General features: G+C 40.2%; 13 protein-coding genes, 2 pseudogenes and 1 other annotated feature. Of the genes and pseudogenes, 13 read left to right on the top strand and 2 right to left on the bottom strand.

Translation table 11 applies throughout. The annotated features are described in order from the left end of the window. Positions 1 to 4: 4 nt before the first annotated feature. Both AC2IP4_RS08445 and dinG read right to left on the bottom strand, forming a co-directional pair. Positions 5 to 775, bottom strand: coding sequence for a TSUP family transporter (locus tag AC2IP4_RS08445; RefSeq protein ID WP_375322181.1), 771 nt, complete (start codon positions 773 to 775; stop codon positions 5 to 7). Between the two features lie 121 nt (positions 776 to 896). Continuing rightward, complete coding sequence (gene dinG, locus AC2IP4_RS08440) at positions 897 to 2981, bottom strand: ATP-dependent DNA helicase DinG (protein WP_375322182.1); 2085 nt, start codon at positions 2979 to 2981, stop codon at positions 897 to 899. 528 nt (positions 2982 to 3509) lie between these two features. Here dinG and AC2IP4_RS08435 point away from each other — a divergent pair. The 13 genes and pseudogenes from AC2IP4_RS08435 to AC2IP4_RS08375 all read left to right on the top strand — a co-directional run bounded on the left by AC2IP4_RS08435 (position 3510) and on the right by AC2IP4_RS08375 (position 17024). Beyond that, positions 3510 to 4523 (top strand): porin, encoded by a 1014-nt coding sequence (locus AC2IP4_RS08435; RefSeq protein ID WP_375322183.1) that lies wholly within the window; start codon positions 3510 to 3512, stop codon positions 4521 to 4523. Between the two features lie 603 nt (positions 4524 to 5126). Beyond that, complete coding sequence (locus tag AC2IP4_RS08430; RefSeq protein ID WP_375322184.1) at positions 5127 to 6125, top strand: porin; 999 nt, start codon at positions 5127 to 5129, stop codon at positions 6123 to 6125. 125 nt (positions 6126 to 6250) lie between these two features. After that, positions 6251 to 7573 (top strand): annotated as a pseudogene (locus AC2IP4_RS08425) (IS4 family transposase). 222 nt (positions 7574 to 7795) lie between these two features. Then, positions 7796 to 7921, top strand: a sequence feature (His leader region). 72 nt (positions 7922 to 7993) lie between these two features. After that, on the top strand, positions 7994 to 8890 hold the full coding sequence (gene hisG / locus AC2IP4_RS08420) for an ATP phosphoribosyltransferase (RefSeq protein WP_122035316.1): 897 nt from the start codon (positions 7994 to 7996) through the stop codon (positions 8888 to 8890). 5 nt (positions 8891 to 8895) lie between these two features. Beyond that, positions 8896 to 10215 (top strand): histidinol dehydrogenase, encoded by a 1320-nt coding sequence (hisD, locus tag AC2IP4_RS08415; RefSeq protein WP_375322185.1) that lies wholly within the window; start codon positions 8896 to 8898, stop codon positions 10213 to 10215. 9 nt (positions 10216 to 10224) lie between these two features. Continuing rightward, positions 10225 to 11265 carry a histidinol-phosphate transaminase gene (gene hisC, locus AC2IP4_RS08410; RefSeq protein WP_375322782.1) on the top strand — a complete coding sequence of 347 codons (1041 nt, stop codon included), beginning with the start codon at positions 10225 to 10227 and terminating at the stop codon, positions 11263 to 11265. Between the two features lie 81 nt (positions 11266 to 11346). Continuing rightward, positions 11347 to 12420 (top strand): bifunctional histidinol-phosphatase/imidazoleglycerol-phosphate dehydratase HisB, encoded by a 1074-nt coding sequence (gene hisB / locus AC2IP4_RS08405; RefSeq protein WP_486310187.1) that lies wholly within the window; start codon positions 11347 to 11349, stop codon positions 12418 to 12420. Between the two features lie 8 nt (positions 12421 to 12428). Continuing rightward, positions 12429 to 13043, top strand: coding sequence for an imidazole glycerol phosphate synthase subunit HisH (hisH, locus tag AC2IP4_RS08400; protein ID WP_486310186.1), 615 nt, complete (start codon positions 12429 to 12431; stop codon positions 13041 to 13043). 114 nt (positions 13044 to 13157) lie between these two features. Beyond that, complete coding sequence (hisA, locus tag AC2IP4_RS08395) at positions 13158 to 13895, top strand: 1-(5-phosphoribosyl)-5-[(5-phosphoribosylamino)methylideneamino]imidazole-4-carboxamide isomerase (protein WP_375322188.1); 738 nt, start codon at positions 13158 to 13160, stop codon at positions 13893 to 13895. Next, positions 13877 to 14650: an imidazole glycerol phosphate synthase subunit HisF gene (gene hisF, locus AC2IP4_RS08390; RefSeq protein ID WP_061002089.1), complete on the top strand. Its 774-nt coding sequence runs from the start codon at positions 13877 to 13879 to the stop codon at positions 14648 to 14650. The genes hisA and hisF overlap by 19 nt, the downstream gene beginning before the upstream one ends. Next, positions 14647 to 15267, top strand: a complete 621-nt coding sequence (gene hisIE / locus AC2IP4_RS08385) for a bifunctional phosphoribosyl-AMP cyclohydrolase/phosphoribosyl-ATP diphosphatase HisIE (RefSeq protein WP_486307164.1) — start codon at positions 14647 to 14649, stop codon at positions 15265 to 15267. Before hisF ends, hisIE begins: the two co-directional genes overlap by 4 nt. Positions 15268 to 15375: 108 nt before the next feature. Next, positions 15376 to 15961, top strand: a pseudogene (locus AC2IP4_RS08380) (TIGR01621 family pseudouridine synthase); the annotation flags it as partial. A gap of 97 nt (positions 15962 to 16058) precedes the next feature. Beyond that, complete coding sequence (locus AC2IP4_RS08375; RefSeq protein ID WP_375322191.1) at positions 16059 to 17024, top strand: class I SAM-dependent methyltransferase; 966 nt, start codon at positions 16059 to 16061, stop codon at positions 17022 to 17024. The last annotated feature ends 26 nt before the right edge of the window (positions 17025 to 17050 follow it).

Genomic DNA, 17050 nt, shown 5'->3' with positions numbered 1-17050 from the left:
GGCTTTAAAACCAAGCATCTAAAGCTAATTTGACGGCTAGAATACAAACAACTGTTACAAATACAGGACGAATAAACTTAGAACCAAAACGAATAGCAGAGTGAGCGCCAATAAATGCTCCTGCCATTAAACATACGCCCATAGTAAGGCCTAAGGCCCAGTTGATATGGCCAAGGATAGCAAACGTAATTAATGAGGTAAAATTACTAGTGAAATTCATCGCTTTTGCTAAACCAGAAGCAAGTAAAATATTAAGGCGATACATTGCCATGCTACTTACTGTCCAAAATGCACCTGTACCTGGACCAGCAACACCATCATAAAACCCTAATATTGAGCCTTGTATGATCTGCTGTTTTTTTAACTTAGGTGTTTTCTCTGGGAGTACATTTTGGTCTGATATAACACGAGTTGGCCAAATGGTATAAAGGGCGGCAGCTAAAATAACTAAAGGCAGGCCTTTCTCTAGCCATTCAGTTGAAATGTAATTTACAAGTAATGTGCCAAAGGTTGCGCCAAAAAGTGTAGCAATAAAAGAGGCTTTCCAAAAATTAGGGTCGAATAGTTTTTTTTTAAAATAAGTCAATGCTGCTGTTGATGACGCGAAAGTAGCTGCAAGTTTATTTGTACCCAAAGCGATATGTGGCGGTAAACCAATTGAAAGTAAAGCGGGTACAGTTAGCATTCCCCCTCCACCAGCAACAGCATCAATAAATCCAGCGATAAAGGCAACTAATCCCAAAACAATCAGGGTACTAGGCTCAAGAAATTCCATACAGGCTCTTATATAATGATATGTATAATGGTATTAATGCCAATAATTGAGCACTATTAAAATAATCTAATTATTGGCATTAGTAGTAGAATCGCAATGTGCGATTATTTCGTAATAAAGCTTACTCTATCACTCTCTTAAAAGGAGGTAATGCATCTAAAAGCGCTTTGCCATAACGTTTGGTTATAACGCGGCGATCAAACAGCACAACTCTACCAGAATCTTCTTCTTTACGCAGTAATCGCCCAACGGATTGAATCAATTTTTTACTCGCTTCTGGAACGCTGATCTGCATAAATGGGTTGCCCCCTCGGCTTTCAATATATTCAGAATGCGCTTCCTCAACAGGAGAGGTTGGAACACCAAAGGGTATTTTTGTAATAATTAAATTGGTTAATAGATTTCCTGGTAAATCTAAGCCTTCAGAAAAACTGCCAGTACCAAATAAAATACTGACTTTGTTAGCTTCACATAATTTCTTATGCTTTTTAATTATTTCTTGGCGAGATTCTTGACCTTGAACCAATAGACTCCATCCTTGTTTTTTTGCTATTTTTTCTATACTTTCAGCAACTTTATTCATTTGCCAATAAGAAGAAAACAAAACCAAACTTGATGTTTGATCTGCTAGATACAAAGGCAATTCTTCGATTAGTAGATCAGTGAAACCAGGAGCAGAAGGTTCCATAGGTAATTTGGGGATCACTAGTTGTGCATTTTCTTGGTAATTAAATGGTGAGGCTAAAGAAAGAAAACGAACACCATCTTCAGGTTTCTCTGAAATACCTGCTTGTCGACAGAAGAAGGAGTAGCTATTTAAAGCTCGCATGGTTGCAGATACAATAACGGCACCCGCTGCTCGACTCCATAGGTTTTGATCTAATTGCCAACCGACTTCAAGAGGAGATACATTAATTACAACGTCACTTTCTCTGTCTTTACTTTTTTCTAACCAACGAGCAAGGGGAGCTCCTTTGTCGTTATTAGGTTTTGCCATTAAGAACCAAACTTGAGCCAAATTTTCCAATCGTTGAAGATAGAACCCCATTTCTGCTAATGCCGGCTCAGCCATTCTTGGTGCAAGCTCTCCATCTTTCATTCGTTCAGAAATTAAATCACTAATTTTAGCTAAGGCTTGATTTGCTTTAGTTGAGAGCTCTTTTAAATCTTTAGCTTGTTCCGCAAGCCATGTTGGGATTTCACCATGTTCAAAGCGATAAATACCATCATCGTTAAATAAGGTGGGATCAAATTGCTTGCTTAGCTGATTCAAAGAGGGAATTAATTCTTGTAAGTTTTCATGGAGCGTATTTTGAAAACGATTAACGCGCTTTTGATCGGCAAGATTACAAAACTTACTTACGGATTTGTTTAGCGATTCTAACCAAGATGCGGTTCCTTTTAAATTTGCTGCGGCTGATGAGTGTTCTCGGGCTACATGAGGTAAATGGTGCGCTTCATCAAAAATATAAATCGTTTGTTCAGGTTCAGAGAGCACGACCCCGCCACCTAAGTCAATATCTGCCATAACTAAGCTATGATTAGCGATCACTACATCTGCTTTATCTAGATGTTCTCGTGCTTTTTGAAAGGGACAGTCACGATGCATTGGCAAGCCGTTATGACAGCTATATTTATCTGAAACAATCGATTGCCATATAGAAGAGGGGATGGTTGTTGGCCAACCGTCGCTATCGCCATCCCATTTCCCTTCAGAAAGCGCTTTATTCATTCTTCTCAAAAGTTCTAAATCTTTATTTTTAGGTTTTTCTGTGAATAAGGCTGCTTGTTTATCTTCTTCGTGGTTCGTTTCAACTAATAAAGCCAGTTTATGGCTACAGCAATAACGCTGACGTCCTTTAGCAATAATAAAAGAGAAGGGTAGCGGTGAGATTCTGCGATAAAAAGGTAAGTCTTTATGTGCCAATTGTTCTTGGAGTGCAACTGTCGCGGTTGAAATTACTACTTTTTTATTATTCAACTTAGCGAAAGGGATTGCACTTAGCAGATAAGCTAAGGATTTACCAATTCCTGTTCCTGCTTCTGCTACAATCATGCGATGCGTCTCACTATATTCACCAGCAAGTGATTTAGCGATTTCTGCTACTAAATAGTTTTGTGCGCGGCGAGGTATAAAGCCGGGAAGTTGGTCTTGCAGTGTTTTATAGCTTTCGCGAATGCAATCAGTAACAGCTTTGTTCAACATGAATCGACTCAATCGAATAGAAAAAAACATTGTAGCATGCCTGCCTAAATGTGATCTCCTGCAAAAAATAGATTCTTGTGTAATAAATTAGAGACTTTCGTCACGAAACCAAGATATGAGAACAAAAAAAATATAAATGTTAAGGTTTGGATCGAGGTAAATAAATTTATTTTGTTGTTTTGAAGTGTTTTATTTTTTAGTGTGGTTAATCTGTGAGTATTTATAGTGTTATATTCTTTTATGGCTGAAAATAAATATTTATAAATTGTGTTTTTTGAAATAGATAAAACCTTGAGGTTGCTCCTTTTTTGGTTGTAAGTTGTTGTTATATATTGCTTTGTGTGTTTTTATGGATCTTTAGGTTTGAATTTGACATAAGAAGAAAGATTTTGCAAAGTAGCTCTCGAATTCAAAAGCATTGATTAATCACACGGTTAGATGTGTTGGTCTATGCAGGGTAAAATTATATAAAAACAGGGAACCGGAAAGCGGATTTCCAATCTTTCTAAGAAAAGGCAGTGGATTATTATGAAAAAGACTCTTTTAGCACTTGCAATCGCAAGTATCTCGACTTCAGCTTTTGCTGTTGATACAAGCAGCCAAAACAGTAAAAATGATGAAATGTTTGCATTTGATTCAATGCATAAAGATCAGTTTTCTGTTTCTGGTTCTGTAGGTGTTGGTGGTTATTACGATACAAAATCTAAAGCACTTTATGATGATTGGGCGACTGGTCTAACACTTGCTGTTAACTATCGTAATAACCGTATTGTTGGTTATTTCGAAACTGATTTCATGTTGAATTATACAACTGATAGCAAGACGTCACCTGTTTTAAATGAAGGTTCTGAATTTGCTACTGATGTAGATAAAGCATGGTTAGGTTTTGATACTGGTTTTGGTATTGTTTCTTACGGTTGGGAAAATGATACGGCACTTGATGCTGTAGATGGCGCGGGTGATAACACTTATGAGTTTGGTGCTTCTGCGGGTGATGCATCAGATGGTTTTAACGTTGTTAAGTTCCAGGGTTCAACAAGTGGTTTTGCTTATGGTGTATCTTACTTTGAAACAGGTGATACGCATGTTACTGCCGATAAAGGTGTGAATGGTTACGTTGGTATTGAACAAGAAATCTTCAATGTTTACGCTGGTTATGAAACTCGCGATGAAGCTGAGTATGATGTAATGACTGTTACTGGTAATGTTAAACTTGGTGCTGTTAAGCTTGGTGCTAACTTCTGGATTGAAGATGGAGATGCTAAAGATTTAACAGGTAAAAACCTAACTAATAAAGAGAATACTGGTTACTATCTATCTGCTGGTTATGCGTTAAGTGAAGATCTAACACTAGCTGCTGGTTATGCTGCTAATACCAAAGAAATTTCAAAAGTAGAGACTGATTACTCTTACATGAACGTTGCTGCAATGTATACGCTTGCTCAAAACATGGATATGGGTATTGATATTCGTCAAGACCTTGAAGCCGGTGCGGCAGATGAAGAGACTTATGTATTCGCAGCAGGTTACTACTACTTCTAATGTGAATATATAACAATCAAAGCTGGCTTAATCGCTAGCTTTTTTTTGCTCTTTATTTAGGCTCGACATTTATTGGTTCTTTTTATGAAGTAAAAATTGGGAAGTAGGTCACAATTGATTTTTAGTCTTTCTTATAAATCTTGTATTGTCATTCTTAAAAATAGAAAAAATATAAGTAAAACATCAATTATTTTTAACCTTTTTTGTTCTCAGTTTTTATTTGTAAATAATAAGCTTTAGTATGGCTTTGCTTTTTGTGGTTTATGTTTATTTTTATTTAATAGGTTTATTTATCAATTGGTTGTGATGTTTGGTTCTTAGTTTTCTCTTTTTTGCTTTATGGTTTTTTATGTTTTTGGTGTTGATCTTCGTCACAAATAACCTCGTCCCCCTGTAACTCGCTGTATTACATCGCTTTATTAATTTTTACTTTTCTTGACTTTACGCGTTGACACCATGAGAAATATTTAGCAAAGTACTCTCCAGAAATCGAGATGCTAACAAGTTGCACATTAAGATGCTTCTGTAGCAATCCAGATATATAAAAAAGGGAACCGGAAAACGGATTTCCAAATCTTTCTAAGAAAAGGCAGTGGACTTATTATGAAAAAGACTCTTTTAGCGCTTGCAATCGCAAGTATCTCAGCATCAGCATTTGCTGTTGATACAAGCAGCCAAAACAGTAAAAACGAAGACATGTTTGCATTTGATGCAATGCATAAAGACCAATTCTCAGTATCTGGTTCTGTTGGTGTTGGTGGTTACTACGACACTGGTACTAAAGCATTTTATGATGACTGGGCTACAGGTTTAACTCTAGCAGTTAACTACCGTAACAACCGTGTTGTTGGTTACTTTGAAACTGACTTTATGTTGAACTACACAACAGACAGCAAAGAGAAATCAGCATCTTCTACTGAGAAGAATTCAAGTCCTGCTACTGACGTAGATAAAGCTTGGTTAGGTTTTGATACTGGTTTTGGTATCGCTTCTTACGGTTGGGAAAATGACACGGCATTAGATGCTGTAGATGGTGCTGGTGACTTTACATACGAGTTCGGTGCTTCTGCTGGCGATGCATCTGATGCATTCAACGTAGTTAAATTCCAAGGCGCAACAAATGGCTTCGCTTACGGTGTTTCTTACTTCGAAACTGATGATGTTCATGTAGCTGCTGAAAAAGGCGTGAATGGTTACGTTGGTATCGAACAAGAAGTGTTCAATGTATACGCTGGTTACGAAACTCGTGATTCTGATTACGATGTATACACTGTAACAGGTAACGTTAAGCTAGGTGCAGTTAAACTTGGTGCTAACTTCTGGATCGAAGAAACAGATACAACGGCTAAAGATATGACTAACACTGGTTACTATGTATCTGCAGGTTACACAGTATCTGAAGACCTAACTCTAGCAGCTGGTTACGCGGGCAACACGGAAGAAGAAGCTAATGTTGATACTGACTATTCTTACGTGAACGTTGCAGCAATGTACACGCTAGCTAAGAACATGGATATGGGTATCGACGTACGTCAAGACCTTGATGCTGGCGGTGATGACGAAGAAACTTACGTATTCGCAGCTGGTTACTACTACTTCTAATCTCTTGATTTAAGTAAATCAAATTATTAAGCCAGTCATTATGACTAATGCCGATCGTTTAGCTACTTGAACGATCCTCCAGATGCCTCATAATCGGTCGTAACGTAAGTTACGGCCGATTTTTTATGTCTGAATTTTCAAAAGAGTTACAAATTACCGCAGAGTTTTGCCACGAACGTCCAATCGATGTGTTCAGTAAACATATTCCTTTAGAGTGGGTTGAAGAAGCGATTCAACAAACGGGACGAACATCGCTCCGAAAACGCCGACTACCCGCTGAACAAGCTGTTTGGCTAGTTCTAGGGATTGGGCTCCAGCGTAATCGCTCCATTCAAGATGTCTGTGATAAGTTGGAGTTGGCATTCCCTGATGTGGATGGCAAATTCACGCCTATGGCAACAAGCAGTATTATCAAGGGAAAAGAACGTCTCGGTGATAAACCTATGCGCTACTTATTTAAAACTACAGCACAACAGTGGGAGCAACAGTCAGACTTTGATGAAGTTTGCGGTTTGAAGCTTCTTAGTGTCGATGGCACACATTTCAAAACTCATAATACAGAAGAAAATCAACATTTCGGCTTTGCTCAAAAAGGGGCATCGCTTCCGAGTGTACTGGCGGTAACATTGATGTCAACACGCAGCCATCTTGTCTCTGATGCTGCTTTTGGGCCAGTGACAAATAGTGAAATATCCTATGCTCAACAACTAGTGGGCTCAGCACCTGATGATTCATTAACACTCTTTGATAGAGGGTTCACTTCTGCAGAGCTATTTACCACCTGGCGTGGCGCAAGCAGTAACACTCATTGGTTAACACCAATCAAGGCTAAGATGCGTTATGACATCGTTGAGAGTTATACTGAACATGATCATCTCATTGATATGCCCGTTTCACCACAAGCTCAAAAGCTTGCTCCTTATCTTGATAAAAAGTGGTAGGCTCGACTTATTCTTATCCCAACGCCTACAGGTGAAATCAAAGGCTTTATTACTTCTTGCCTATGTCCGGAACGCTACCCATTTGATACATTGGTTAAAGTGTATTGGGAGCGTTGGGAAATCGAGCGCAGTTACGGAGAGCTCAAGCAGTATCAGTTGCAGAACAAGCCAGTATTACGAAGCAAGAAAAAAGTTGGCGTATATCAGGAGTTATGGGGAATATTAACCAGCTACAACATAGTAAGGCTGGAAATGGCTGAAATGGCTAAACAGCACGAAGTTGAGCCCCTGCGGATCAGCTTTATCAATGCACTATTTTTAATTATGGACGAGATGATTTGGGCGAGTGATACACGAAGCCCTGGAGCGATACCAAAAAACTTAAAGGCTCTCAGGGAAAGTGGGAAACGGCTTATTCTCCCCAAGAAACGGAATAGGAAACCATATCCCCGAGCAGTTTTAAAAAAGGCAGTCAAATATCCTAATAAACATACCACTCGCCCTTAAGCGAGTGGCATTAGTCATTATGACTGGCTTTTTTTCGTCTGAATAAAGAGAGTTATCAGAGCAAGATCTTGAACTTTTAATGCTGAACAAATTTTCTTTAAAAAATATGATCTTTTTTGTTGAAATAAAACCACAGTTTGATAATGTGTTTACAAGGTTAAAAACAAAATCAATTTGTTACTAAAGGTTTATAATTATGCGTATTCAAGGTCTGAACATTCATCATCATCACCATCATCCTGAGTAGTCTTTCGGGAGGATATGCATATCCGGAAGGCAATTAGAATTTCCTTCCGATGAATACAATTTCAAACCCTCGGAAGGTAAAACTTCTGAGGGTTTTTTCGTTTTATGACCAAAGAATTGAGCAATTGATAGTTAACAGCAAATTTAGAATTACATTTTTACAAGGAAGAGATTATGTCAGCACAACGTTTACGCATCGCGATTCAAAAGAAAGGCCGTTTATCTAAAGAGTGCCAAGAGCTATTTAAGCGCTGCGGCATGAAATTTAACATCTCGGGTGAGCGCCTAGTGGTTCATTCTGAAAACATGCCAATTGATTTATTGTTAGTTCGTGATGACGATATTCCAAGTTTAATCATGGATGGTGTGGTTGATTTAGGTGTGATTGGTGAAAATGAATTAGAAGAAGTGCGTCTAGAGCGTAAAGCGCTTGGTGAGCCTTCAGCATTTACTACTCTACGTCGTTTAGACTTTGGTGGTTGCCGTTTATCTATCGCTATCGATAAAGATGAAACGTACAACGGACCACAAGATCTTGCAGGTAAACGTATCGCAACGACTTACCCACAATTGCTTAAAAGCTTTATGGATGAAAAAGGTATTCCATTCTCAACTTGTATCCTAAACGGCTCTGTTGAAGTAGCCCCACGTGCTGGGCTATCTGATGCGATTGCTGATTTAGTTTCAACAGGTGCAACGCTTGAAGCTAATGGTCTAAAAGAAGCTGAAGTGATTTTCCGCTCAAAAGCAACATTAATTCAACGTGAAGGCGAGTTTGATGCAGATAAAGCCGCACTAATTGAAAAGTTACTGACACGCATGCAAGGCTGTATTCAAGCCAAAGAATCTAAATACATCATGCTACACGCACCAACAGATAAATTAGAAGCGATTAAATCACTACTTCCGGGGGCAGAAGATCCAACAGTTCTTCCTCTATCGAGTGATGGTGCAAAAGTAGCGGTTCACCTAGTAAGTACTGAAAATCTATTCTGGGAAACAATGGAACAACTAAAAGCACTGGGTGCGAGTTCTATTCTTGTTCTGCCAATTGAGAAGATGATGGAGTAACCATTATGAAGACCCTAGTTTGGCAATCATTAAGTGATTCACAACAAGATACCGTCTTACAACGCCCTGCGATTACCGAAGGCGCGAACATCACAGCAGCAGTAACCAGTGTCATTAATACTGTTAAGCAAGACGGTGATGCCGGTGTATTAGCATTAACTGAAAAATTTGATGGGGTGAGACCAGAATCAATTCGGGTATCTAAATCAGAGATTGATGCGGCGAGTGAACGTTTATCTGAAGAGATGAAAGCGGCACTACAACAAGCGTACAGCAATATCTCTAAGTTTCACAAAGCTCAAAAACCACAGCCAATTAAAGTAGAAACACAGCCAGGTGTCGTGTGTGAGCAAATCACAATGCCGATTAATAAAGTGGGTCTGTATATTCCAGGTGGCAGTGCGCCATTACCCTCAACCGTATTAATGTTAGGTATTCCTGCGCAAATAGCTGGTTGTCAAAAAGTGGTGTTGTGTTCTCCTCCGCCAATCGCTGATGAAATTTTGTATGTTGCTAAACTGTGTAAGGTTGATGAAGTGTACAACATTGGTGGCGCTCAAGCGGTTGCTGCTATGGCGTATGGCACTAAGTCGGTTTCTAAAGTCGATAAGATTTTTGGTCCAGGTAACGCATACGTCACTGAAGCTAAGCGTCAGGTATCTAATGATTTCCGTGGTGCAGCAATTGATATGCCTGCAGGTCCATCTGAGGTTTTGGTTATTGCAGATGAGACAGCAGATCCTGATTTCATTGCTGCGGATCTATTAAGTCAAGCTGAACACGGCCCGGACTCACAAGTGGTTCTTGTTACGCCATCGCCGATCATCGCAGATCAAGTGGCAGATTCAATAGAGAGGCAACTGAAAGAGTTATCTCGTTCTGATATTGCACGTCAAGCGCTAGGCTCAAGCTTGTTAATTATTGCAGAATCACTAACACAATGTGTCTCTATTTCAAATTTTTATGGTCCTGAACATTTAATTGTTCAAACTAAAAGTCCACGTGAATTGTTGCCGCTACTTGATAATGCGGGGTCTATTTTCTTAGGAAGTTACTCACCAGAATCAGCAGGGGATTACGCTTCAGGGACCAACCATGTATTGCCTACTTACGGTTATACGAGAACCTATTCAAGCTTAGGTCTTGCGGATTTCTCTAAACGTATGACAGTGCAAGAATTAACAGCAGATGGTTTAAAAGGGTTAGCTTCAACGGTAGTCACAATGGCAGATGCAGAAGGACTTGATGCGCACAAACGAGCGGTTACAATCAGAATTGAAAAGTTAGCTAAGTTAGAAGCTAATCAGCTAGATACGAATCAATAGGAATTCATGATGGAAAAGTTAGCCAGAAAACAAGTGCAAGCATTAACGCCTTATCTTTCTGCCCGCCGTATTGGTGGTACAGGGGATGTGTGGTTAAACGCCAATGAATCTCCATTTGATAATGAATACAAATTCAATTTTGCACGCCTTAATCGTTACAGCGAATGTCAACCACCAGAGCTAATTAATGCTTATGCGGCTTACGCAAATGTAAGGTCAGAGCAAGTGCTAACGTCACGCGGTGCTGATGAAGGCATTGAGTTATTAGTTCGTGCGTTCTGTGAGCCAAATGAAGATGCGATTTTATATTGTCCACCAACTTATGGCATGTACTCAATCAGTGCAGAAACGATTGGTGTAAAGACTAAAACGGTGCCACTTACTTCTGATTGGCAGCTAGATCTTCCAGCAATAGAAGCAAGCTTAGAAAATGTCAAAGTTGTATTTGTGTGTAGTCCAAATAACCCAACGGGCAACATCGTTAATCGTAAAGACATTCTTTCATTGCTTGAGATGACAAAAGATCGCGCCATTGTTGTTATGGATGAAGCTTACATTGATTTTTGTATAGAGAAGTCTACGGTCGATTTACTGGCTGATTATCCACACCTTGCTATCTTACGTACGCTGTCAAAAGCCTTTGCACTGGCTGGCTTACGTTGTGGTTTTACATTAGCAAATGAAGAACTGATTAATGTATTACTTAAAGTGATTGCGCCATACCCAGTTCCAGTTCCTGTAGCTGAAATTGCGACTCAAGCTTTATCAGAAGCAGGGTTAGCTCGTATGAAATACCAAATGCTTGATTTAAGTGCTAACCGTGCTTATTTACACGCAGGGTTAATGGTATTGAATGGTGTCACTGTCCATGAGGGTTGGGGTAACTATTTATTAGTGCAGTTCTCTGATGGCGATGCAATATTTAAAGCAGCATGGGATCACGGCATTATTTTACGTAATTCACCAATTAAAGACTGTGTACGTATCAGTGTGGGTAACCGCGAAGAATGTGAAAAAACATTGGGCTTTATCCGTAATCAATTACTGTGATTGGTATCATTTATCCTTCAAGCTTAGGAATAAGGCGTTGGGGATAAAATTAAAAAAAAGAAGAATTAAAAGGACGTTCCTGTGAGCAAACAACAAAAGATTTTATTTATTGACCGTGATGGCACCTTAATTGTTGAGCCGCCGGTGGATTTTCAAGTAGACCGTTTAGATAAGCTAAAGTTTGAACCTTTGGTTATTCCTTCTCTACTTTCTCTTCAAGATGCCGGTTACCGTTTAGTGATGGTAACCAACCAAGACGGTTTAGGTACAGATAGCTACCCACAAGATGAGTTCGATGCGCCACACAATATGATGATGGAGTTTTTTGAATCTCAAGGTGTGAAGTTTGATGATGTACTGATCTGTCCTCACTTTGAAGAAGACAACTGCTCATGCCGCAAACCAAAGTTAGGCATGGTAAAAGAGTATCTTCAAGGTGGGAAAGTGGATTTTCAACACTCAGTCGTGATTGGTGATCGCCAAACGGATCTTCAACTAGCTGAGAACATGGCGATCCGTGGTATTCAATATCATCCTGAGACAATGAATTGGCCTGCGATCTTAAAAGATCTGACCGTAAATGCACGTACTGCAGAAGTAATACGTACAACCAAAGAAACGGACATTAAAGTGTTTGTTAATTTGGATGAGCAAGGTGGCAATGAGATCAGTACTGGTCTTGGTTTCTTTGATCACATGCTTGATCAAATTGCTACGCACGGCGGTTTCCAAATGAAGATCAATGTAGAAGGTGATTTACATATTGATGATCACCACACCATTGAAGATACGGCGCTTGCACTAGGCGAAGCGTTAAAAGAAGCCTTGGGTGATAAGCGTGGTATTGGCCGCTTTGGTTTTAGCTTACCAATGGATGAGTGTTTAGCACAATGTGCGCTGGATTTATCAGGTCGTCCATATCTGAAATTTGATGCTGAATTTAGTCGTGATCAAGTGGGGGATTTATCAACAGAAATGGTGGTTCACTTCTTCCGCTCTCTAACTGATACTCTTGCTTGTACTCTACACCTTTCTTCTGCAGGGCATAATGATCACCACATTATTGAAAGCCTATTTAAAGCGTTTGGCCGTACGTTACGCCAAGCGATTAAAGTGGAAGGTAATGAACTGCCAAGTTCAAAAGGCGTATTGTAGGAGTGACTATGACAAATCAAAATGTCGTTATTATTGATACAGGTTGCTCTAACGTATCGTCGGTGAGATTTGCGATTGAGCGTTTGGGTTATACCGTTACGATAAGCAGAGATCCTCAAGTGGTATTAGCGGCAGATAAGCTGTTTTTACCAGGGGTAGGTACCGCAAGTGAAGCGATGAAAAACTTGGCTGAACGTGATCTTATCGAACTGGTTAAACAAGTTGAAAAACCACTATTAGGTATCTGTCTAGGAATGCAACTTTTGGGTAAGCTTTCTGAAGAGAAAGGCCAAAAAGCGGATCAAATTGTAGAGTGTTTAGGCTTGTGTAACGGCGAAGTTCGTAAGCTTCAAACCGGTGATTTACCGCTGCCTCACATGGGGTGGAATACAATTAAGCCTGTCGATGGAAATCCGCTGTTTAAAGATATTCCAGAGAACAGTTATTTTTACTTTGTACACAGCTTTGGCATGCAAGTAGGTGATTATACGATTGCTTCTTGTGATTACGGACAGCCGTTTACCGCCGCACTACAAGCGGGTAATTATTACGGAGTTCAGTTTCATCCAGAGCGCTCAAGTAAAGTGGGTTCAAAGCTTATTCAGAACTTTTTGGAGCTATAAGAGCAGGGACGAGGTGCGAGGTCGCTTCGCTTCGAGGTTTTAGGGCTCTTACTCGTCCCTCGGATCTCGTAATGAGCGTAGCGAATGTTCTCGGCTCTGTTAATAAGGATATTTATGATCATTCCAGCATTAGATTTAATTGAAGGCCAAGTGGTTCGTCTGTTTCAAGGCGACTACGGGCAAGTAACAGAATATAAAGTTGATCCGGCTGAGCAGTTTAATCTGTATCACCAAGCAGGTGCAAATTGGCTACATCTTGTTGATTTAACTGGTGCAAAAGACACAACAGCACGTCAGTTAGATTTGATTGCTCGTTTGTTAGCAAGCACCCCTGCCAATATTCAAATTGGTGGTGGTGTACGTAATGAAGCAGACGTACAAGATTTATTGAATGCAGGCGCACAACGTGTAGTTGTAGGTTCGACAGCAGTAAAGCAGCCAGAATTAGTCAAAGGTTGGATGGAAAAATACGGAGCAGAAAAAATCGTATTAGCGCTAGATATCAACATTGATGAAAACGGCATACGTAACGTTGCTATTTCAGGTTGGCAAGAAGACTCAGGCGTAACGATTGAAGCGCTGCTTGAAGATTACCTAACGGTTGGTTTGAAGCATGTTTTGTGCACTGATATCTCACGCGATGGCACGCTGCAAGGATCGAATGTAGAACTCTACGTAGACCTATGCAAACAATATCCACAAGTGCAATTTCAATCTTCTGGCGGCATAGGGTCACTGGATGATATCGCCGCGTTGAAAGGCTCAGGTGTTGCAGGTGTGATTGTGGGTCGAGCACTGCTTGATGGCAAGTTTACCGCAGGGGAGGCATTCCAATGTTGGCAAAGCGAATAGTTCCTTGTCTTGATGTTAAAGATGGACAAGTGGTCAAAGGCGTTCAATTTCGTAACCATGAAATTATTGGTGATATCGTTCCGTTAGCGCAGCGTTATGCCGAAGAAGGCGCGGATGAATTGGTATTTTATGATATTACCGCATCAAGTGATGGCCGCGTAGTCGATAAAAGCTGGGTCGCACGCGTCGCTGAAGTGATTGATATTCCATTCTGTGTGGCAGGCGGTATTAAAACCGCCGAAGATGCTGCGAAGATTTTAGAATTTGGTGCTGACAAAGTATCAATTAACTCACCAGCACTGGCGAACCCAGAGCTGATCACAGAACTTGCCGATAAATTTGGTGTTCAGTGTATTGTTGTAGGAATTGACTCTTACTTTGATAAAGAAACGGGTAAATACCAAGTTTACCAATTTACCGGCGATGAAGAGCGTACCAAAGCAACCAAATGGGAAACTAAAGATTGGGTGCAAGAAGTTCAAAAACGCGGTGCGGGTGAAATTGTATTGAACATGATGAATCAAGATGGTGTGCGTAACGGTTACGATCTTGAGCAATTAAAAATGGTACGAGAAGTGTGTCATGTGCCATTAATTGCATCAGGCGGTGCAGGTGAAATGGTTCACTTTGCCGATGCCTATAAAAAAACAAACGTGGACGGTGCATTAGCAGCATCGGTATTCCACAAACAAATCATCAATATTGGTGAATTAAAAGAATATTTAGCCCAACAGGATGTAGAGGTGCGCCGATGAGCCAACAAGAATTAGCAACACGAATTGATTGGGAAAAAGTGGATGGGTTAGTGCCTGCTATTATTCAAGATTTTGGTTCGAGCCAAGTATTGATGATGGGTTACATGAACCAAGAAGCACTGTCGAAAACATTAAAAACAGAGAAGGTTACGTTTTTCTCTCGAACTAAAAATCGTTTATGGACCAAAGGCGAAGAGTCTGGCAATAGCTTGAATCTAGTTAATATTTCTCTAGATTGCGATAACGATACTTTGCTTATTAAAGTTAATCCAGTAGGCCCAACGTGCCACACAGGAACAACCACCTGTTGGGATGGCGATAAAACCGAAGAAACGCAATTGGTGTGGCTTCATCAGTTGGAACAGCTACTTGCCGAGCGTAAGAATGCTGATCCTGACTCATCTTACACAGCAAGTCTCTATGCCCGTGGCACCAAACGTATTTCGCAGAAAGTTGGTGAAGAAGGCGTTGAAGTCGCGCTTGCAGCGACGTCGGGTGACAAGGCGGAGTTAGTGTGTGAATCAGCCGATTTAATGTATCACCTGTTTGTTCTGCTTCAAGATCAAGGTCTATCGTTCGATGATGTGATCAATAAACTGAAAGAACGCCATAAGTAAGCCTCTTTAATTACAAATAATAACTCAACGCCGGTCATCTGATCGGCGTTTTTATTGGAATTGAGATACCATCCTCGCTATACTCTGCGCTCAATTTTAGGAGCGCCAATGTTCGATATCCTTTATCAAAATTCAGATTTTCTTGTTATAAATAAGCACCCAAACATCAGTGTTCATAAAGATGATGGTGAAACCTCATTATTGATTGAGTTGGCTAAAGTTACTGGTGATAAGCAGCTTTATTTAATTCATCGTTTAGACAAGATGACGTCAGGGCTATTGCTGATTGGTCGTAATCAGTCTGCTGCAAGTGAATTATCACAATTGTTCGCAAAGCGTTTGGTTGAAAAATATTACCTCGCTATTGGTGATAAAAAGCCTAAGAAAAAACAAGGTCTGGTTATTGGCGATATGGAACGTTCACGTAGAGCGTCATGGAAACTGATCAACAGTAAAGAAAACCCTGCAATTACTCAGTTTTTCTCAACGGCTGCACATAATGGTAATCGCCTGTTTTTATGTAAGCCTCATACTGGTAAAACTCATCAAATTCGAGTTGCATTAAAAAGTGTCGGCTCGGGTATTTTGGGTGATTCAATTTATAGCTCATCTAAAGCAGATCGTGGTTATCTTCATGCGTATGCTTTACGCTTTACTTATCAAGAGCAAGCGTTTGAATTTGTAGAAGTCCCAAAACAAGGCGATGAATGGCAAGATGACACCATTCAAGCAGGATTAGCGCAGTGGCAAACACCGTGGACATTAACTTGGCCAGAGATTAAGAAGAAATCATGAAGATAGAAGCATTAGATACGTTATTTACTCACTTAGAAGCACAGCTAGCAACACCACAGAATGAGCTTCGTCGTTTATTTCATGGCCGTGGTCAGTGCTTTGAAGGCTTAGAACAGCTTACCGTTGATTGGCTTCAAGGTCAGGGTTCTCAAAGTCAGAGCTCTCAAGGTCAACTAGTGGTGGCGTTATTTAAAGAGCAAGAGCCTACTTTTGTTGAAGCTCTAGAATCAAAGCTACACGTGTTTGCCGGATCTGATACATGGAAAAATGCCAAAGGCCAAGCTATTTTATTACAACATCGTTATCAAGAATTAGCACCTACTCAAGTGGTTTGGGGTAGTGAAGAGACTTTCCCTGTAGCTATTGAAAATGGCCTAAAATATCAGTTAGAGCTTAAAAAGAACCAGAATATGGGGCTATTTTTAGATATGCGCTATGGTCGTAAATGGGTTCAAGCGCACAGTGAAGGCAAATCAGTATTAAACTTGTTTGCATATACGTGTGGCTTTTCTGTTGCTGCGATTGCGGGTGGAGCAACTCAAGTAGTTAATTTAGATATGGCGAAAGGGCCGCTGAGCCGCGGTCGTGATAACCACCGTTTAAACGAACATGATTTATCAAAAGTAAAATTCTTAGGTCATGATATTTTTAAATCGTGGGGTAAGATTAAGAAGTTAGGTCTATATGATCTCATCATTATTGATCCACCTAGCTTTCAAAAGGGCAGTTTTGCTTTAACTAAAGATTATCAGAAGATCTTGCGTCGTTTACCAAGTTTATTGAGTGAAACGGGTGACGTGTTAGCTTGTGTGAATTCGCCAGCGGTATCTACGGACTTCCTGATTGATGGTATGGCTGAAGAGGCGCCAGAGCTGAAGTTTGTAGAGCGTTTAGATAACCCGCCAGAGTTTGCAGATATTAATCCTGAAAGCGGCTTAAAAGTGATGCGTTTTACGCGTTAGGTAAGCGTTATATTAGAAGCCTCTTG

This window comes from Aliivibrio thorii (assembly GCF_057368585.1).
The sequence above is the reverse complement of the archived record's forward strand: the minus strand, read 5'-3'. Positions and strand labels throughout refer to the sequence as shown.